The 19241-nt window shown below is 59.0% G+C and carries 14 protein-coding genes and 1 pseudogene; 8 read left to right on the top strand and 7 right to left on the bottom strand.

Annotation, left to right across the window (positions count from 1 at the left end):
• Positions 1-19 precede the first annotated feature (19 nt).
• The 5 genes and pseudogenes from tig to ACID345_RS25280 all read left to right on the top strand — a co-directional run bounded on the left by tig (position 20) and on the right by ACID345_RS25280 (position 7016).
• A complete protein-coding gene (gene tig, locus ACID345_RS08020) occupies positions 20-1333 on the top strand; it encodes a trigger factor (RefSeq protein ID WP_011522365.1) in 1314 nt (437 codons plus the stop codon).
• A gap of 84 nt (positions 1334-1417) precedes the next feature.
• Positions 1418-2008, top strand: a pseudogene (gene clpP, locus ACID345_RS08015) (ATP-dependent Clp endopeptidase proteolytic subunit ClpP); the annotation flags it as partial.
• A 216-nt stretch (positions 2009-2224) separates the two neighbouring features.
• Entirely contained in the window at positions 2225-3496 is a 1272-nt protein-coding gene (gene clpX, locus ACID345_RS08010) for an ATP-dependent Clp protease ATP-binding subunit ClpX (RefSeq protein WP_011522363.1), read from the top strand.
• A gap of 298 nt (positions 3497-3794) precedes the next feature.
• Complete coding sequence (gene lon, locus ACID345_RS08005) at positions 3795-6191, top strand: endopeptidase La (protein WP_011522362.1); 2397 nt, start codon at positions 3795-3797, stop codon at positions 6189-6191.
• Between the two features lie 75 nt (positions 6192-6266).
• Positions 6267-7016: a thiamine pyrophosphate-dependent enzyme gene (locus ACID345_RS25280; RefSeq protein ID WP_011522361.1), complete on the top strand. Its 750-nt coding sequence runs from the start codon at positions 6267-6269 to the stop codon at positions 7014-7016.
• 18 nt (positions 7017-7034) lie between these two features.
• Here the strand turns inward: ACID345_RS25280 and ACID345_RS07995 are convergent, their stop codons facing one another.
• The 3 genes from ACID345_RS07995 to ACID345_RS07985 form a co-directional block, all read right to left on the bottom strand.
• A complete protein-coding gene (locus ACID345_RS07995; RefSeq protein ID WP_011522360.1) occupies positions 7035-7397 on the bottom strand; it encodes a hydrogenase maturation nickel metallochaperone HypA in 363 nt (120 codons plus the stop codon).
• A 21-nt stretch (positions 7398-7418) separates the two neighbouring features.
• On the bottom strand, positions 7419-7886 hold the full coding sequence (locus ACID345_RS25275; protein ID WP_011522359.1) for a hydrogenase maturation protease: 468 nt from the start codon (positions 7884-7886) through the stop codon (positions 7419-7421).
• Positions 7887-8021: 135 nt separating this feature from the next.
• Positions 8022-8804, bottom strand: a complete 783-nt coding sequence (locus tag ACID345_RS07985) for a hypothetical protein (RefSeq protein WP_011522358.1) — start codon at positions 8802-8804, stop codon at positions 8022-8024.
• A 1305-nt stretch (positions 8805-10109) separates the two neighbouring features.
• Between ACID345_RS07985 and ACID345_RS07980 the strand changes: the two genes are divergently transcribed.
• The gene (locus ACID345_RS07980) at positions 10110-10625 is read left to right on the top strand and encodes an REP-associated tyrosine transposase (protein WP_041856438.1); all 516 of its coding nucleotides are present in this window, start codon (positions 10110-10112) and stop codon (positions 10623-10625) included.
• Positions 10626-10981: 356 nt separating this feature from the next.
• Here ACID345_RS07980 and ACID345_RS07975 read toward each other — a convergent pair whose 3' ends face one another.
• The 3 genes from ACID345_RS07975 to ACID345_RS07965 form a co-directional block, all read right to left on the bottom strand.
• On the bottom strand, positions 10982-12016 hold the full coding sequence (locus tag ACID345_RS07975) for a D-alanine--D-alanine ligase family protein (RefSeq protein WP_011522355.1): 1035 nt from the start codon (positions 12014-12016) through the stop codon (positions 10982-10984).
• A 38-nt stretch (positions 12017-12054) separates the two neighbouring features.
• On the bottom strand, positions 12055-13068 hold the full coding sequence (locus ACID345_RS07970) for a putative zinc-binding metallopeptidase (protein ID WP_011522354.1): 1014 nt from the start codon (positions 13066-13068) through the stop codon (positions 12055-12057).
• A 126-nt stretch (positions 13069-13194) separates the two neighbouring features.
• Positions 13195-16392, bottom strand: a complete 3198-nt coding sequence (locus tag ACID345_RS07965; RefSeq protein ID WP_011522353.1) for a carboxypeptidase regulatory-like domain-containing protein — start codon at positions 16390-16392, stop codon at positions 13195-13197.
• Positions 16393-16520: 128 nt separating this feature from the next.
• Here ACID345_RS07965 and ACID345_RS07960 point away from each other — a divergent pair, with 128 nt between their 5' ends.
• On the top strand, positions 16521-16934 hold the full coding sequence (locus tag ACID345_RS07960) for a helix-turn-helix transcriptional regulator (RefSeq protein ID WP_011522352.1): 414 nt from the start codon (positions 16521-16523) through the stop codon (positions 16932-16934).
• A gap of 2 nt (positions 16935-16936) precedes the next feature.
• Here ACID345_RS07960 and dinB read toward each other — a convergent pair whose 3' ends face one another.
• Complete coding sequence (gene dinB / locus ACID345_RS07955; protein WP_011522351.1) at positions 16937-18214, bottom strand: DNA polymerase IV; 1278 nt, start codon at positions 18212-18214, stop codon at positions 16937-16939.
• A gap of 99 nt (positions 18215-18313) precedes the next feature.
• Between dinB and ACID345_RS07950 the strand changes: the two genes are divergently transcribed.
• The gene (locus tag ACID345_RS07950; RefSeq protein ID WP_011522350.1) at positions 18314-19210 is read left to right on the top strand and encodes an SAM hydrolase/SAM-dependent halogenase family protein; all 897 of its coding nucleotides are present in this window, start codon (positions 18314-18316) and stop codon (positions 19208-19210) included.
• Positions 19211-19241: the final 31 nt, after the last annotated feature.

Genomic DNA, 19241 nt, shown 5'->3' with positions numbered 1-19241 from the left:
ACTTTTTGAAGGCATTCCGTTGACGACCGAAGCTAGCAATCCTGAAGTAAACGCAACTGCTGAAGTTGCAGTTCCCGTGAACCCCCTCCTCCGCAGCGTGACCGTCGAGATTCCCTCCGACGTTGTGGACGCCGAACGCAACAAGCACGTTCAGCAGTACGCCAAGCTTGCGCGCGTTCCCGGCTTCCGCAAGGGCAAGGTTCCGCCCAGCGTCATCCGCACCCGCTTCGCGCAGGATATTAATGAAGAGATCGTCCGCACCCTCATCCCCCATTACTTCCGCGAGGAGACCGGCAAGCAGAACCTCCAGCCTGTCTCGCAGCCGCAGGTCACGGACCTCCATCTCCATGATGGCGAGCCGCTGAAGTTCACTGCTGAGTTCGAGATCCTCCCCGAGATCCCAACCACCGGCTACGAGAACATCAAGGTCGAGCACCCGCCGGTCGAAGTTACCGACGCCGAGATCGAAGACACGATCAAGAGTCTTCAGGAACAGCGCGCTACCTACGATCCGATCGAAGACCGCGCCGCCGAAGATGGCGACTTCGTGCAGATCAGCTTCGAAGGCCGCGACAAGTCCGATCCGGAAGCCAAGCCCGTGGAAGTTCCTTCCATCATGGTTGAGCTCGGCGGCAGCAACACCGTGCAGGAGTTCACCGAAAACCTCCGCGGCACCAAGGCTGGCGATGAGAAAACCTTCGACGTCGTCTACCCCGCCGACTACGGCGATCAGCGCCTTGCCGGTAAGAGCGTCGAATACCACGTCTCGGTGAAGTCACTGAAGAAGAAGATCTTCCCTGAGCTCGATGAAGCTTTCATCTCCGAGTTGGGTGCCGACGTCAAGACGCCCGACGAGCTTCGCGCCAAGATCCGCGAAGGCGCCGAACACGAGAAAAAGCACCACGCCGAGCACGAAGGTAAAGACAAGCTGGTGGACGCCCTCGTAAAACTCAACGACTTCCCGGTCCCCGAGTCCATGGTGAATAGCCAGATCGAAATTCGCCTCGAACGCGGACTTCGCGCACTCGCCCAGCAGGGCATGCGCACCGAAGACATGAAGAAGATGGACTTCGGCAAGCTCCGTGAAGGCCAGCGCGAGGCAGCTACTCGCGAAGTGAAAGCATCTTTACTCCTGGAAAAGATCGCCGACGCCGAGAAAATCGAAGTCAGCGACGAGGAATTGGACCGGCAGATCGCAGGCCTTGCCCGGCAGTCGCAGCAGTCGCCTGAGCAGGTGCGCGCACGTTTGACGCAGGATGGGTCGCTGGATAGAATCCGGACTCAAATTCGCAACGAGAAAACTCTCGACTTACTGTACAGCCGCTCCGCATAGGGCGGACGGCTTTCTCCTGAATCGCAGCTCTTAGCCCCGCCAGGTTTTCGGCAGGAGTGTGACTCAGGTGACTCACAAGGAGCGGCAAACATGCTTGTGCCCATGGTGATCGAACAAACCAGCAGGGGCGAGCGCGCGTACGATATTTATTCCCGCCTGCTGCGGGACAACATCATCTTCCTCGGCACTCCGATTGACGACAACGTCGCCAACCTGATCATCGCCCAGATGCTGTTCCTTGAGGCCGAAGATCCCGAGAAGGACATTTCGCTCTACATCAATTCTCCGGGCGGCTCCATCACCGCCGGCATGGCCATCTACGACACCATGCAATTCATTCGCCCGGATGTCGCCACCATCTGTATCGGCCAATGCGCCAGCATGGGGGCCACGCTGCTGGCCTCCGGAGCTCCCGGCAAACGCTATGCCCTGCCCACCTCGCGCATCTTGATCCACCAACCGCTCATGAGCGGACTCAGCGGCCAGGCCACGGACATCGACATCCACGCCCGCGAGATCCTGCGCATGCGCGAGATCACCAACCAACTCCTCGCGAAGCATTGCAACCAGCGTCTCGAGAAAGTTGAAAAAGACGTAGAACGCGACTTCATCATGAACGCCCAGCAAGCCAAAGAGTACGGCTTGGTGGACGACATCATTTACAAACACAAGTAGGACCGGTGGGACTACGCATTGCTCGCTGTTACTTACGTGCAGTGATCCCACCAAAGTAATGGCTCCGCCTTAGGAAAATTTCCGAAAGGCGGAGTAAACTTTGAACACAACGCATGGGGGGAGCGTGCTACCTTCCAGTCTCTCCAGACCGGAAGAAGTAAGCGCAGCCTGCAAAGACAGGCGCCTTGTAGCCCGCTGCGGTTCAAGGAGTGAGCTGTGAGAACCAGGACTGGTAACGAAGAAGTACTTCGCTGTTCTTTCTGCCATAAATCCCAGGATGCCGTCGCGAAGCTAATCTCTTCGCCGAGCGATTATCCGCGGGCTTACATCTGCGACGAATGTGTCGCGGTCTGCAATTCGATTCTCGAAGATGATCGCGCCGAAGCCAGTCCGTCGGCCGCTCCGAACCATCTTCCCAAGCCGCTGGAAGTCAAAACCTTCCTCGACGAATACGTCATCGGCCAGGACCAGACCAAGAAGAAGCTCTCCGTCGCTGTTTACAACCACTACAAGCGCGTTTTCATGAATCGCCAGCGTAGCGGCGAAGTCGAACTCCAGAAATCGAACATCCTCTTAGTCGGTCCCACCGGAACCGGCAAAACGCTTTTGGCCCAAACCTTGGCCAAGATGCTCGATGTTCCCTTCGCGATTGTGGACGCGACAACTCTCACCGAAGCCGGCTACGTCGGCGAAGATGTCGAGAACATCATCCTCAAGTTGCTCCAGGCTGCCGACGGCGATGTCGCCCGCGCCCAGACCGGCATCATCTACATCGACGAAATCGACAAGATCGGCCGCAAAGACGAGAACCCGTCCATCACCCGCGATGTCTCCGGTGAAGGCGTGCAGCAAGCGCTGCTCAAGATTCTCGAAGGCACCGTCGCAAACGTTCCGCCTCAAGGCGGTCGTAAGCACCCGCATCAGGAGTTCACACCCGTCGATACGACGAACATTCTCTTCATCGTCGGCGGCGCGTTCGTCGGCTTGGAGAAGATCGTTGGCCGTCGCCTCGGCAAGCGCGCCCTCGGCTTCCGCGACGAGGAAAAAGAAAAGAACTTCACCAGCGCCAACAACCGCGACTCCGAGATGCTCCAGAGATCCGAACCGCAGGACCTCATCAAGTTCGGTCTCATTCCCGAATTTGTCGGACGCCTCCCCGTCATGGGAGTCCTCAACGACCTCGACGAAAACGCGCTTGTGGAAATCTTGACCAAGCCCAAGAACGCAATCGTGAAGCAGTACCAGCGCCTCTTCGAATTTGAAAACGTAAAGCTGAAGTTCAGTGACGAAGCCGTCCGCGCCATCGCCCGCGAAGCCATGCAGCGAAAGGTCGGCGCCCGCGGTCTCCGCATGATCCTCGAAGAGTTGATGCTCGACTTGATGTATAGCTTGCCAAGCCAAAAGCGCGTCAAGGAATTCGAGGTCACTGCCGAAATGGTCCAAAAACGCGACGTCTCCATCAGCCTGATCGAGAAACAAGCCAGCTAAACTTTCTCAACGTTCCACCACAAACCCCAGCGAAAGCTGGGGTTTGGTTTTTTTCTGTCATCCTGAGCGAAGCAGCGCCAAGCGCTGCGAAGTCGAAGGATCCCTATCCCCGCACCGCAGCGTTCGCTCTCCCCTTTTGTAATACCAACTCATTCCCACTACGAAATCTTTTCCACAGTTACCATTCCGCCACCCCGTTCTCCCTTTCGTACTGGTCAGCCCCCCGATTTTCGCGTGTTATCCTTGAATCACTGGGGTAAGGCTGCGTGTCTAATCCTCAGTACGGGGGACCCTTCCGATGACTCAGCGCGAAAAATTTGAAACCAAGAAACTCCCGATGATGCCCATCCGGGACGTCGTCATCTTCCCTTCCATGATGACGCCGTTCGTGGTCGGCCGAGAGTCAAGCGTACGCGCACTGGAAGAGGCCCTCGCCGGGGACAAGCGCATCTTCCTCGCCACCCAGCACGACGCCAGTGTGGATGAGCCTAAAGCCAACGAAATCTATCAGGTCGGCACCATCGTCAATATCGTGCAGAGCCTCAAGCTCGCCGATGGCAACATCAAGGTCCTCGTCGAAGGCCTCGAGCGCGCCAAGATCCTCCAGGTCACCGACGCCGACGGCTTCTTCGAAGCCACCGTCCGCACCGTGAAGTACAACGCCGAGATGACGCCCACTCTCGAGCAGGCCGTCCAGCGCGTTACATCGCTCTTCGAGCAATACGTAAAGCTCTGCCAGTCGCTGAATTACGAGACGATGATCGCCGCCGTCCGCATGGAAGACCCGGCGAAACTCACCGACACCATCGCCGCCAATCTCCAGCTCTCGATTGAAGAGAAGCAGGAACTCCTTGAAATCTTCGACCCCGCCGAGCGCCTCAACCGCATCGCCGATGTCCTCGACGTTGAAATCGAAAAGCTCAACATGGACCGCACCATACAGTCGCGCGTAAAGCGCCAGATGGAACGCGCACAAAAAGAGTATTACCTCAACGAAAAGATCAAGGCGATCCAGAAGGAACTCGGCCGCGGCGAAAAGAGCGAGTTCGACGAACTCAAGAAAAAGATCGACACCGCCGGTATGCCGGAAGATGTCCACGAGAAGGCGCTGCAAGAGCTGAAGAAGCTCGAGGCAATGCCGCCCATGTCCGCCGAGAGCACCGTCTCGCGCAACTATCTCGATTGGCTCCTCGCCGTACCGTGGAAGAAGAAGTCCAAGGAAGTTCGCGACATCGAGTATGCCGAAAAGGTCCTCAACACCGACCACTACGGCCTCGAGAAGGTCAAAGAACGCATCCTCGAATTCCTCGCCGTCCGCCAGTTGGTAAAGAATCCCAAGGGATCCATCCTCTGCTTCGTCGGACCTCCGGGCGTTGGCAAGACTTCGCTCGGCATGTCGATCGCGAAAGCCACCGGCCGCAAGTTCGTTCGCATGTCGCTCGGCGGCGTGCGTGATGAAGCCGAGATCCGCGGTCATCGCCGCACCTACATCGGCGCCCTGCCCGGCCAGATCATCCAGATGATGAAGAAGGCCGGCACCCGCAACCCAGTCTTCATGCTCGACGAAGTCGACAAGATGTCCATGGACTTCCGCGGCGACCCGTCGTCGGCGCTCCTCGAGGTCCTCGACCCCGAACAGAACTTCATGTTCGTCGACCATTACCTCGACGTCGAATACGATCTCTCGCAAGTCTTCTTCGTTGCGACTGCAAACGTTCTTCATACCATCCCGGCTCCGTTGCAGGACCGCATGGAGATCATCCGCCTGCACGGCTACACCGAAGACGAGAAGGTCGAGATCGGGCGCCAATACCTACTGAAGAAGCAGCGCGAACAGGCCGGCGTCACCGAAGAGAACGCCATCTTCGAGCTCGACGCCCTGCGCATGATCATCCGCAACTACACGCGCGAAGCGGGCGTCCGCAACCTCGAACGCGAAATCGGAAACGTCTGCCGCAAGATCGCGCGCAAGTTCGTTAAGGACAAGACCTACAAGGTCACCGTCACCGCTAACAACATTGGCGACTTTCTGGGGGTGGCCCGGTATCGCGACTCTGCCGTGCACGAGAAGAGTGAGGTTGGCCTCGTCACTGGTTTGGCCTGGACCGAAGTCGGTGGCTCGATCCTCACCACCGAAGTCTCGGTGGTCGAGGGCAAGGGCAAGCTCACCCTCACCGGGAAGCTTGGCGACGTGATGCAGGAATCGGCGCAGGCCGCCATGTCGTACGTTCGTAGCCGCGCCCACAAGCTCGGCCTGCCGCGAGACTTCTACCGCAATAGCGACATCCACGTTCACGTGCCGGAAGGGGCGATCCCGAAAGATGGTCCGTCGGCTGGGATAACGATGGCCACGGCGTTGTCGAGTGCGCTGGCAAAGATCCCGGTACGGCGCGATATTGCCATGACCGGCGAGATCACGCTGCGCGGCAAGGTGCTTCCCATCGGTGGGCTGAAGGAGAAGCTGTTGGCTGCCCTTCGCGCCGGCATCAAGACGGTGCTGCTGCCCAAGGACAACGAGAAGGACCTCGCCGAAGTCCCGGAGAACATCCGTACCGAGATGAAGCTCCACTTCGTCGAGGACATGGACGACGTCCTTCGCCTGGCCCTGGAAAAGCCGCTGCCCCAAGTCACCGACGACGAGCCTACTGCGCTCTCCGTCCTTCCAACCTCGGAGCAGCCGTCAGCACGGCAATAGCAACGCTCGCTCTTACCCAAAGCCCGCCGCGTGCGGGCTTTCCTATTGCTCAGGTAGAATCGAGCATCGCTTCTCATGCCGACCCGAAAGCCCAAACACCAACAAGCCCACGAAGCCGTCAACACTCCGCCGTCGCGCAACCCGGTGCTGATGCGGCGCATGTACTCACTGCTGGCGCAACTCCGTGCAGAGCATCGCGGCCTTGAAGCGACGCTGGTCGGCTCGCTCATGGGCCTGCTGCCGGAAGACTCGCTGACCATCGCGCATGCCCGCTCGCTCACGAAGACCTTGTACACGAAGAAGTCGCGTCCGGAACTGCTCGACCTTGCGCCTCTTGAACGCAAGTCTCCCGAACTCTCGGCTGCGGCGCATATCGCGGTCGCCGCTGGCTACGCACTCGAGCGTGCATTGCATCATCGTCCTGGGCTGGTGCTGGCGTTCGCAGGGGAAGCTGATTCGCTCATGGATGCGCGGGCTACGCTGACCTTTGCGGCGACGCACAAACTTCCGCTCGTCGTCGTTGTGCAGCATAATCTCGCTCGCCTCAAGACCGGATCGCCTTCCGATCTGACCCACGAAATCCTCGGGCTTGGATTGGCGGGAATGACCGTGGATGGCAGCGACGCGATGGCGGTCTATCGTGTCGCGCAGGAGGCGATGTTCCGCGCGCGCCACGATGCGGGGCCGACTTTGATTGAGTGCAAGACTTATTCGAAGGGGAAGGTTCTGCCGCGAATGCGTCCGTGGGTGCAAGGGGACGCGCTCAGCTACATGGAAGAACAGCTACGCGCGAGAAATTTCTGGAAGAACAATCTCAAGAAGTAAACAATATCGTATAACGACCTACGCCAGCGCCAGCTCCTGCTGGAACCGAATTTCCAGCAGTTCCACGCGGTCTCCGCTCTCCACCCGCATGTGGCACTTGCAGCGCTCGCAGTGGGCCGGGTAGGCGATCACGTCCGGCCCCGGCAGGGCCCCGCATTGCGGACAGATCTGGCGTCCGCTACGCAGATCGATGTCGAGGCGCGAGTTCTCGTCGGCGCTCTCCGCGGTCACAAACCGCCAGGCTGAGCGGAGGAGGTCGGGGGTGACCCCGGCGAGTTCTCCGACGGCCACCCGCACGCTCTCCAGCTCGCGCACTTCCATCTCATCGGCGCGCGCCCGCGCCACCGTGTACAACTCCTGCGCCACGCTTAATTCGTACACAACGCCTCCGTAAAGAGGGCCTTACGATACCATCGCGGCCTCGTTCTCCGCGATTGTCTTTTCGATCATCTGAACCAGCGCCGCGAAGCGCTCACTCACAATCGACGACATTTGCTCGCCGAACTCGAAGCACCACCCCGTCATCGCGAACATCACTGCCGACGGACACGCTCCATGCATCGTCTGCGCTGCTGCCAGCAACATTCCTGGCGTTGTCGGATCCGCAAGCTTCCCTGCGAACTCCTTGTCCGCCGGCACGGTGGACTGCGTAATCGTCCCCGGCTCGCCCTGGGTCGAGGCGTCGACAAAGATCACGAACTCCGCCTTAGCGATCTGTTCGGCAATCTCCGGCGCCAACTGGTGGCAAGGGACGACCTCGACCCGTTCATCCCCGCGCAAATGGTGCCCGATCTGGCGAGCGACATGGCATCCGAGCCCATCGTCCGCGCGCAAGGGGTTCCCGTAACCCACTACCAAAATCTTCGACATGGCCAACTCCCGCTGCTACGAGCTAAACGTGCTGGACACATCATCGGACGATGCTCGCGGAAGTTGAAGGAAGGGGGTCACGTCGAAGCGTGATTCACCCCAATCGGGCTGCTGAAGAATGCAACAGTGCCGACGTCAGGCGCGGCGACGGTTGTTCTTCATACGATTCCGGAGCGCAGCCATTTCGGTATCGACGAAGTCGCGATCTTCCTGGAGTTTCCTGGGGGCCTCGAGGGCTTCGTCGATGGCCCACTGGAGCGGTTCGGCACGTCCTTCCTTATAGGCCTTGGTGTATTGCTTGACGGCCCAGATCTCCTCTTTTTTCGCGGCAACTTCGAACTCGCGGATGCGGTCGAGCGGAGTGCGGTAGCGGGGCGGCTTGATGGATGCGACGGGTTTCTTGGGAGGAATTTTGTGTTTGCGCAGTTTCCTCGGGGCGGACTCGACGCAGTGCGGCATCTCGGGGCGCGCTTCCGGAGTTATCACGGTGGGAGCAGAAGTCATCGGCGCATCTTCGCACGCAACTTCTTCGCGGACAGTTTCCGCGACCACGTCTTCGGGCATGGAGGCCTGGAGTTCGGGAGTGTACTCGGCGTAGGACTGGGGACGTCCGAGATTGCTGAGGTTTTTCATGTTGGCGGAAGCGGTTTGCAGCGCATAGAGCGCGAGCGCGGCTTTTTTGTGGTCGATGCGATCGTTGAGCATGGCATTAACGATGTCGCCGAGAGCGAGTTGGACGGTCCAGGGATCTTCGAGGACGGGGACCTGAAGGGGGAGACGTCGAGCGGCGGCGCGCTGCTGGCGCTTAACGCGATCGCGGGTGGCGACGTGGAAATAGCAGAACTGCTCATGGCGCAGGCGTGGTGCGCGGCAGGTATCGCCGTCGGATAAAACGTGCTGACATTCCTGGAACTTCATGGGTGTATCCCCCCTCCCCCACCCTCTTGTGTTTTCAGCAGCTTAGGCTATGCAATCTCTGCAAATTCCTCTCGGCGTAGGAGTTATAGGTAAATTCCTCTGCCCGTAGGAGTTACACCTTCCACGGAGACGCGGAGACACGGAGGGTTGGGGATTTCAAAGATCGTGGTGCGAGAGAGACGTTAGACGATTTGGTCGTGGCGGGATGTGATTGGGAGCACGAATGAGTGTGATTAGGGGCGGAAAATTGGGGGGAAAGGGCGAAAAAAACGCGTGGGGGAAGGTGGAAATTGCGTGGGCACGGGGATTTTTTAGAGTTTTGGGGTGAAATTTTGAGAGTGGTTCGGGGATTGGAGCGAGAGATCGGCGGCGCGAAATTTAGAGTTTGCGTGAACGGGGCGGCAGGGGCTAAAGCCCCGAAAATATCAGGGGCGGCAGTTCGGCAGCGCTGAAGCGCTGCCCTGATACAGAGCGGGATGTTGGCGTTATAGAGCGGGATGTCGGCGGCGCGAAATTAGAGTTTGCGTGAAAAGGAGGCAGGGTTGAAGCCCCGAAAATATCAGGGGTGGCAGTTCGGCAGCGCTGAAGCGCTGCCCTGATACAGAGCCGGTTGTCGGCGTTATAGAGCGGGATGTCGGCGGCGCGAAATTAGAGTTTGCGTGAAAAGGCGGCAGGGGGCTGAAGCCCCGAAAATATCAGGGGCGGCAGCTCGGCAGCGCTGAAGCGCTGGCCTGATACAGAGCGGCTTTTCGGCGATATAGAGCGAGATGTCGGCGGCGCGAAACTTAGGGTTTGCGTGAACGGGGCGGCAGGGGCTGAAGCCCCGAAAATATCAGGGGCGGCAGTTCGGCAGCGCTGAAGCGCTGCCCTGATACAGAGCGGCTTTTCGGCGATATAGAGCGGGATGTCGGCGATATAGAGCGAGATGTCGGCGGCGCGAAATTTAGAGTGTGCGGGACGGGGCGGCAGGGGCTGAAGCCCCGAAAATATCAGGGGCGGCAGTTCGGCAGCGCTGAAGCGCTGCCCTGATACAGAGCGGGATGTTGGCGCGGAGCGGGACGTCGGCGGCGCGGAGCGGGATGTCGGCGATACGGAGCGGGAGATCGGCGCTTTTGCGCTGCCCTGCTTCGAACCATGGGGCGGGCGGCGCATACGAGGTTTTCCCGTTTTGAGCTGGGGAGAGGGGCAATACCGGATCGGGGGATGTTACGAGATGGTCGCGGTGCGAGACGGTTTGTATCAGGGCAGCGCTTCAGCGCTGCCGGAGAGAGCTACTCGAAAGGTTTGGGGCTTCAGCCCCTGCGAATGGCCAGGCCGTCTAGAAATGCGGATGCGAATGCGATTTTGAGTGGAGCGCGAACGTTTTTTGTGACTACGAAAACGGCGAGCGGGAAACGACTGCTGCAATCAGAGAGGAATGCAAGTTTGTTGATTGAGGTACTGCGGCACTACGCGCGAGAGCAGAAGTTCGAGATCCACGACTTCGTTGTGATGCCTGATCATGTGCACCTTCTGCTGACGGTCGATGGTGAGACTTCGATCGAGAAGGCGGTGCAATTTATCAAGGGCGGATTTTCGTATCGGATCAAAAAGGATTTCGGGTATCCCGGAGATGTTTGGCAGAAGGGATTTTCAGAGGTTCGGGTGGAGGACAGGGAGAGTTATTTGCGGCATCGGGAGTATATTGCGAAAAATCCCGTGAATGATGGGTTGGTTCGCGAGGGAGAGGAGTTTGCGTATTGTTTTACATTTTTGGCGAGGCAGAAGGCGGCAGGGGCTAAAGCCCCCGAAAATATTGGGGCGGCAGTTCGGCAGCGCTGAAGCGCTGCCCTGATACAAAGCGGGTTTTCGGCAGCGCTGAAGCGCTGGCCTGATACAGAGTGGGATATCGGCGGCGCTGAATTTAGAGTTGCGTGAACAGGCGGCAGGGCTTAAGCCCCCGAAAATATCAGGGCGGCAGTTCGGCAGCGCTGAAGCGCTGGCCTGATACAGAGTGGGATATCGGCGGCGCTGAAGCGCTGGCCTGATACAGAGCGGGATATCGGCGGCGCTGAAGCGCTGGCCTGATACAGAGTGGGATATCGGCGGCGCTGAAGCGCTGGCCTGATACAGAGCGGGATATCGGCGGCGCTGAAGCGCTGGCCTGATACAGAGCGGGATATCGGCGGCAGCTGCTTTTATTTGCCGGAGCGGGCTATGGCGTGGTCTACGATTTCGCCGATCATTTGCGTGTATGAGAGGCCGGATTTTTTGGCGGCCATGGCGAATTCCTGTCCGCTGGAGAGCCATGGGTTGGGGTTTGCTTCGATCACGTAGACCTCGCCCTTGGTCGATAGGCGCATGTCGATGCGTCCGTAGTCGCGGAGCTTCACGGCGCGGTAGGCTTTGATCGCGGTCGCGGTTAGCTTGGTTTCGGTTTCTTCGTCGAGGTCCTCGGCGACTGCCGATTTGGTTTTCTTGTAGGCTTCCGTGTCCTTCTCGAACTTTACGTCCTGGCTGGCGATTTTGGGCATGCCTTTGGGAAGCTTGGAAAGATCGAGCTCGACCAGCGGGAGCGCATTGGCCGTCTCGTAACTGCCGAGGATGGCGGAATAGATCTCGCGGCCTTCGATGTACTCCTCGATGAGGGCCGGGGAATCGAACTCGGCCTGGATGTAGGCGACGCGCTCCATCAGCTCCTTCACACTGCTGACGACGGCGGCGGCATCGATGCCGATCGATCCGTCTTCCGAGGTCGGCTTCACGATTAACGGGAAGGAGACGTCGTGGGCGTGGTCAACGATGCCGCGGTAGGCGGTGGCGAAATAGGGTGACTGGATGCCGTGGAATGCGAACATCTTTTTCGCCAGCGATTTGTCCTGCGCCAGCATGTGGCCGTGCGGTCCGGTGCCGGTGTAAGGGATATTGACGAGGTCGAGGAAGGCGGTGACGTGCATCTCCTTGGTGTCGTCGCCGTCATAGGACTCGGTGAGGTTGAAGATGAGGTCGGTGCCGGACTTGGCGAGAGCGAATAAGGACTGCTGGTGGCCGTCGAGAATGTGGTACGACGGCTCGTGGCCGAGCTTTTCCAGGGCCGCGAAAATTTCTTCGCGATCTTCCTTCTCCACCTTCTTCTTGCGCTTCTTCTGTCCCTTACGCTTGCGCGGCGCAGGCTCTTCCTGCACTTCTACCTGCTCTTCTTCAGGCGCCTCGTACAGAACCGTGATCTTCATGCAACCTCCAATGGGCGCAGCGGCGGGTGCCGGCACGCTTACGGATGAACGAACTTCCCACGTGTTAAGTAATTCATAGCGAGCGCAGTGGCATAGACCGTGAACTCTGTGAGGTAATCGGACTCGCGCCGGACGTCGACGCGCAGACCGAGTTCCTCCACCCGCTCGCAAATGGATTCGACCAGGCGCTTGATGATGGGCCGCTGCACGCCACTCCAATACGCGATCTTGTCGACGATCGCTTTACGATGCTGGCCCAGCATCTCGTACGCGAGTCGAACATTCTTTTGCCGCTTGGGCGAGACGTTGAAGATGTCTGCCAAGTCGGTGTCTACGGCGAGCTCCTGCAGCGGAATGTCTTCCTGCAGACTGAGCCGATAAAACTCGCCGACCGTCGATTCCATCTCGTCGGCGGTGATGTCAGTGTGGCCGCGACGCCGGACGGGATCGACCTTGCCGATCTTTCGCGCCAACCGGTCGACGTACTGAAGCTTTTTCAGGGCATCCCAACCCTGGTAGCGGGTGCGCCAATTCGATCGCGGCGTGAGCCAGACCGCGAAGGTTTCGGCGAAGTCTTCATCCGGATGCTTTTGCGCGTACCACCCGGCCATGTGGCGAACGAACTTCCGGGAAAATGGGATTGGCCGATAGTTGTCGCGGTAAGCACGGCGAAACGGACCGAAGAGTTCGCGCCATTCCGAGGACTGATAGAGACGGTAAGCGTAGTTCAACGCATGGCCGGCTTCGTGGCGGAGGTACATCATGATCTCGCGGGCGTCTTCGAGATCGTTCATTTCGCCCTCAAGCTGCGCCAGCTTGGGGTCGGCGAGGTAGAACGGAATCCCGATGATCGGTTCGCCCGATGGGCATCCCCATTCATCACTGAGATAGCAGGCTGGGCGGAACTTGTGCAGGCCCTTGTTTTCCAGCTCGCGATAAAGCTGCTGGACGAAATGTTCGACGGGAGAGCCTTCGAGCTTGAGCCCGAACGAACGAATTGGTTTGTCGAGGATTTCCAGGAAATCCGTCCGCGTTTTCTCGAAAGTTCGCACTGATTCTCTATATCACGGAACCGGATTGGACACCGGAGAGCGTACCCGTTATGCACATAGTACGGTCGGCACGGCTTCGGTGGAAAGTTTTCCCAGGACCTTCCCTGTTTCTTTGGAAATGACAACCTAGAAAAGCAGTTTGAGGGCGAACTGTACCTGGCGCGAGGTGGTGGACGTGCTGCTGATTGCGCCTGCGGTTCCGGATACGCCCGTCGGCGTAAAGACGATCAAGTTCGGCGTATTGAAATTCGCGCGGTTGAGCAGGTTGAAGATTTCGGCGCGAAATTGCAGGCTCATCCGCTCGTTGATTTTCGAATCTTTGATCGCGGAGAAGTCCCACGTACCGAGCCCCGGCCCGGTAAGCGTGTTGCGTCCGAGATTTCCCCAGAAGCCGCTGTTCGCCGGAGGTGCCAGAAATGCGGCGGGATTGAACCACTGGATTGGATTGCCGGTGACGATCTGTCCGGTGAAGTTCGGGTTCGCAAAGGGCCGCACGGGATTGCGCGTGTCGCCGGTGTTCGATGGGTTGTAGCTGAGTTGCGGCGTGAATGGGAAGCCGCTCTGCATTACGGCGATGCTGTTCACAGACCATCCGCTGACCGTCCAGTTGGCAAACGAATTCGATGACGCGAGGAAGCGCTTGCCGCGTCCGAATGGCAATTCGTAAACGGCGCTGATTACGCCGAGATTGCGCACGTCATAGGTCGCAGGTCCCCAGTCGGCCTTGATGTCATACGGATTCGACACCAGCCCCGGTGCGTTGTTGGCGGTGGTCTGGTTGAGCGAGTCACCGTCGTCGAGCGTCTTCGACCATGTGTACACGCCGCGCAGAGAGAGGCCGTTGCTGTAGCGATGGTTCACGTCGAGTTGCAGCGCGTTGTAGCTGCTCGTACCGACAGAGAACCACGTCCACGTGTTGTTGATCGTGGGATTCCCTTTCGGCGTGCCTTTCGGGATGTAGTAGCTTCCGGCGGGAATCGGCGTTCCCGCGAGGCCTACCGGGAAAGTCGCCGGATAGACCGCGGGGCATGGATCGGCGGGGCAGATGATCGGATTCGAGGGCACGTTGGCGTCAACGCCGACGAGTTCGTGGTATCCGTGCGAGCCCACGTAGCGCAGGTTCAACGACGTATTGTGCGAGAGTTCCTGCTCGATGCCGAAGGTCCAGGAGAACAGCGTGGGAGCCTTGAGATCGGGCTGGGTGCCACCGGGAATTAGCAACGCTGCGGCAGGCACAGGGGCGGTGGGATCGAGCGGCAGGTTCGAGACTTTATAGTTCGCGAGGCTGTACACCGGGTTGAACGGAGCGTTCTGGTCCATGCGGTAGCCGAGGGCGTCCTGGAGTTCGTTGTAGATGCCGAACGCGGCGCGGAACACCGTGCCGCTAAACGGGCTGTACGCGACGCCGACGCGCGGTTGTGCCAGGAACTTGTAATTGTTTTCGGTGAAGGCGCTATCGCCAATGCGCGGCTGATCGGAGATGATGCCGTTGTTGTAAGTGTAGTTCGCGGCGCGACCGTGAGCTTCGTTCCATCCGGTGGAGAACTCGCCGCGGAAGCCGAGGGTGAGCGTGAACTTCGGCGAGACGCGGAAGACATCTTCGGCGTACCCGGCGCCGAAGAGCGAACGCCAGTTCATGTTGCTCGGCGCGGGATCGTACAAGAAGGTGCCGATGGTGCCTTGCAGGAACGTGGTCAGGCTCGCGAAGGTGGCCTGACCGTACTGGCTGAGCGCGATGTTCTCGTTCGACTGGAACTGCTGGAACCATGCGCCGACGGTGATCTGGTGGCGGCCACGGGTGAGGCTGAGCTGGTCTTCGTACGTGAAGATGTTGCGCGCAATGCTGAGATTGCTGCCGTTGTTGCTGCCGGCTAATCCGACCTGCGCCTGCGGATTGGATGCGGCGCTGCCGCCGACGACAACCGCGCCGACCTGATGTCCGAGGAGGAAGCCGGGGACATCGGCGGCGGGGGTTCCGGGTGTGGGTTCACCGGCGAAGTAGTATCCGGCGCGCGTGAAGCCGACACGCGCGACGTTCAAGAGCGACGGCGAAAAGACGTGCGTCTCGTTGAGGCTGAGCACTTGCTCGCGTAGCGTGAGGATGTCGGAGCTAAAAGGATTGGCAACCGTGGCGGTGAGATCGTGGCCGTCGTCGATGACGTACGACGCTGCGAGCGAATCACGCGAAGAGAAGGTGTGGTCTACGCGCGCGTTGCCGAAATATTCGCGGATGGTTTGAAGAGGACTACTGAAGACCTGCGCGATGCCGTTGAATTCCGGAGCGCTCGCCGATGGCGTAGGCCAGAGATTGAGCAACGGCTGCACGCTGGGAACGGCGGCGGCGCGGGAGTCGAGGCCGGGTACGAACGCGGCGGAGGTCTGATGCAAGTTCTGGATTACGCCTTCAAAGTTCAGGAAGAAAAATGTGTGGTCATGGCGGAGCGGACCGCCTAACGACGCGCCGAACTGATTGCGCTGGAACGGTGGAGCGTCGCCCTGATCAAAGTAGTTGGGGGCGTCGAAGACGTTATTGCGCAGGTATTCATAGGCGGAGCCGTGCCACTGATTTGAGCCGGACTGCGTGACGATGACGACCTGTCCGCCGGGACGCTTGCCGTATTGCGCGCCGTAGTTGTCGCGAAGAACGTTGAATTCGCGGACGGCTTCCACACCGATCACGTTGCCGCTCGGGCCGCCGGGCTGCATGTTGTTTTCCGCCGCGCCCGAAAACTCGACGCCATTCATCAGGAACAGATTTTGCTGCGGACGATTCCCCGAGACTGAAAAGTTGTTGCCGGTCGTGGAATTGGAAACGCCGGTGCCGCCCGTTTTCTCCCACGTGAAGTTAACGATGCCGGGATTGAGCGTAACGAGCAAATCGTAGCTGCGGCCGTTCAGGGGAAGCGCTTTGATCTGTTTTTCGCCGATCAGGCCAGAGATGTCCTGGTTGGTAACGCCGACCATTTCGGCGTCGGCGCTCACCTTCACCTGCTCGCTTACGTCGCCGATGCGGAGTTTGAGGTCGGCGGTAGCATCCTGCCCGACTACGAGAAGGATGCCGGTGCGCACTTGTTCGGCGAAGCCCTGCTTCCTCGCGTGGACTTCATACTGTCCAACGGGCAACGCGACAATATCGTAGCGTCCTGAGGCATTGGTCGCGGAGACGCGAACCGCACCGGTCTCATTGTTGATGGCGCGTACTTCTGCGCCGGCCACGGCGGCGCCGCTGGGATCGGTGACAAAGCCCGAGAGATTCGCAGAGACCTGTGCGAACGCAGAAAAAGAGAGCAGGAGAACGACGCAGAGCGTTCGCAAAGGGGACACGCAAGACCTCCGGGGTTTTCGAGTGAACGATAGACGCTTTTATACGCGTTAACTCGTATAAGCAAGATAATATAAGCCGGTTTGAATTGGCAAAACCCTTGGTAGAATCGCGTCTCGGGAGACGAGGGATGGAACGCATAAAAATGCTGACTCCACGTGACGCCGCGAAGATCCTGGGAGTTAGCTACCCAACGGTGAAGCAGTGGATTTACCGGGGGCGACTGAAAACTGGAAAGACGCAGGGCGGGCACTACCGCATTCCGGAATCGGAGATCGACCGCTTATTGCCGGCTGCGACAAAGGTGGCCGCGCCAGAGGTGCGCCGCAAGAACTTTCGCAAAATCAGCGGACGCAACCAACTCGTAGGCAAAGTGATCGACATTAAAATCAGCGGCCTGATGGCGCAGGTAACGTTGTCCATCGGCGAGCAGCACATCACTTCGATCATTACGGCCGACGCCGTTCGAGAACTGCGCTTGAAGAAGGGACAAACCGCCGCAGCGCTGATCAAATCCACGGAAGTAATGATCGTGTTGCCGTAGCTCTATTCTTTCTTCTTCGATTTCCCCGGAAGGCTGGCTGGGTTCTCGTGGGTCTTCTCGCGGAAACGCGATTTCAGGCCGGTGGCAAGCGAGACCGCGTTTTCGCCGAACTTGTCGCGCATTCGATCAACTACCGAAAGAGCTTTGCTGACTTTGTCGTCGTGCGTCTGAGTAAGCAGATCGAGTTGCTGAGGAACATCGTCAAAGCCGGCGACATGTACGCCGATGAGGCGAATGGTTCGGCCGCGCTGCCAGTTGTCGCGAAAAAGAGTGCGCGCAGTTTCGGCAACGACCGTATCGAGTTGCGTGGGCTGTTCGAGTGAGTGGGCGCGCGTGATGGTGGTGAAATCGGAATAGCGCAACTTGATCTGCACCGTGCGGGCATGGAGCTCGTGCTCGCGCACCCTGCGGCAGACCATCTCGCTCAGTCGCGCGATCATGGCTTCGAGTTTCTCTTGATCGCGCGTGTCGGTGTTGAAGGTATGCTCGTGGCTGATCGACTTCGGTCCTTCGTCCACCGCGACATCGCGATCGAAGTATCCGCCGGCGTCGAGGCCGCGGGACTTCCCTGCCAGCGCGAGTCCCCACTCGCCGAAGCGCTCGCGTAGGAATGCGTCATCGAGTTTGGCGAGATCGCCGACCTTCTTAATGCCGATTTCATTGAGCTTCTGTTCGAAGACCTTGCCGACGCCCGGAATTTTACGCACGCTTAGTGGGGCGAGGAAGCTGGCCTCCTGTCCTGGCACGATATAAAGGACGCCGTTGGGCTTGGCCTGGTCGCTGCAGACCTTGGCGATAAGCCGCGAGGTGCCGATGCCGATGGAGCAGTTCAACTTAGTTTCAGACTTCATGAACTGGTGGAGAGCATGCGCGGCCTTGAGCGGCGGCCCGTGCAGGCGCTCGGTACCGGTCATGTCGAGGTAGGCCTCATCAATGGAAGCCATTTCGACTTTCGGCGAAAACTTCTTCAGTACCTCAAAAGCTTTGCCGGAATATTCGCGGTAGCGTTCGGGATGTCCGTTCACGAAGATGGCGTCAGGACAGAGTTTGGCCGCGGTCCGGAGCGGCATTGCCGAGTGTACGCCGAACTTGCGTGCCGCATACGAGGCCGCTGAGACGACACCACGCTCGTCGCGATGGCCGCCTACCACGACGGCTTTCCCCTTGAGGGAAGGGTCGAACAACTCTTCGACGGAGACAAAAAAGGCATCCATGTCGACGTGAAAAATGACGCGTCGAGGGTCCGCAGCCGCCGAATTTCGACCCGTGATTTCTTCCATTCAGGAACGCCCTGAGCCATTCTACGTCGTGGCGGATTGCAGGTACTAAGGCATTGGGGCGACAATGTTGGAGTACTCACAATCCCAGGAGCCTTCAGGATGTCTTTTCGCGCGACCATTCGCCGAGCCGCTTTGCTATTCGTTTTTCTTGTTCCTATGCTGGCCTTTGCCGCCGGCCCTAAGACCGCCGAGATCGTGTTCATGACCGACTTCGGTAGTAATAACGACGCGGTGCCGATCTGCAAGGGCGTGATGTGGCAGGTGGCGCCAGACGCGAAGATCATCGACCTAACCCACGATGTGACGCCGTTCTCGATTATTGATGGAGCGCGCTTCCTGGCTGGCACCTCGCCCTACTACCCGGAAGGCACGGTTTTTGTCGTGGTGATTGATCCCACCGTCGGCAGCACGCGCAAGGCGATCGTCGCGAAATCGAAAAAGAACCAGTACTTCATTCTGCCGGACAACGGGCTGCTGACCTTTGTGCAGGACCGCGACGGCATTGAAGGCGTGCATGAGATCACGAGCAAAGATTTCATGATCGGATCGGGGATGTCGTCGACGTTCCATGGCCGCGACATCTTCTCGCCCGCGGGGGCGCACGTAGCGAAGGGCGATGATTGGACCAAAGCGGGGCCGGAAGTTCCGGTGTCGCAACTGGTGCGTTTGAATGTGCCCCAGGCGACGGTTGCAGACAGCAAGCTCGCGGGCAAGATCATCGGCATCGACGTGCCGTTTGGCAACCTGATTACGAATGTATCGCGGGACGACTGGGCGAAACTTGGCTACCAGGTCGGCGATACAGTTCCGGTCACGCTGGGCGCGACGGAGATGGAGATTCCGATCGTGAAGACGTTCAGCGACGTCGAGATCGGCAAGCCTCTACTCTTCATTGATTCACGTGGGCGGCTGAGTTTCGCACTGAACCAAAACGATTTCGCAAAAACCTACAACATCAAGCCGCCGGCGAGCTTCACCATTCCGGCCAAAAAGTAGTTCTCTTTCGCGGCTTCGCGCCGCGCTGCGG

The sequence above is a fragment of the Candidatus Koribacter versatilis Ellin345 genome (genome assembly GCF_000014005.1).
In the GTDB taxonomy this organism is placed as follows: Bacteria; Acidobacteriota; Terriglobia; order Terriglobales; family Acidobacteriaceae; genus Korobacter; species Korobacter versatilis_A.
The sequence above is the reverse complement of the archived record's forward strand: the minus strand, read 5'-3'. Positions and strand labels throughout refer to the sequence as shown.

Excerpts from the sequence above, each read along its gene's own strand:
- lon (WP_011522362.1), top strand. The coding sequence starts at position 3,795 with ATGACTCAGCGCGAAAAATTTGAAACCAAGAAACTCCCGATGATGCCC.
- ACID345_RS25280 (WP_011522361.1), top strand. The coding sequence starts at position 6,267 with ATGCCGACCCGAAAGCCCAAACACCAACAAGCCCACGAAGCCGTCAAC.
- ACID345_RS25275 (WP_011522359.1), bottom strand. The coding sequence starts at position 7,886 with ATGTCGAAGATTTTGGTAGTGGGTTACGGGAACCCCTTGCGCGCGGAC.
- ACID345_RS07985 (WP_011522358.1), bottom strand. The coding sequence starts at position 8,804 with ATGAAGTTCCAGGAATGTCAGCACGTTTTATCCGACGGCGATACCTGC.
- ACID345_RS07980 (WP_041856438.1), top strand. The coding sequence starts at position 10,110 with ATGGCCAGGCCGTCTAGAAATGCGGATGCGAATGCGATTTTGAGTGGA.
- ACID345_RS07975 (WP_011522355.1), bottom strand. The coding sequence starts at position 12,016 with ATGAAGATCACGGTTCTGTACGAGGCGCCTGAAGAAGAGCAGGTAGAA.
- ACID345_RS07960 (WP_011522352.1), top strand. The coding sequence starts at position 16,521 with ATGGAACGCATAAAAATGCTGACTCCACGTGACGCCGCGAAGATCCTG.
- dinB (WP_011522351.1), bottom strand. The coding sequence starts at position 18,214 with ATGGAAGAAATCACGGGTCGAAATTCGGCGGCTGCGGACCCTCGACGC.
- ACID345_RS07950 (WP_011522350.1), top strand. The coding sequence starts at position 18,314 with ATGTCTTTTCGCGCGACCATTCGCCGAGCCGCTTTGCTATTCGTTTTT.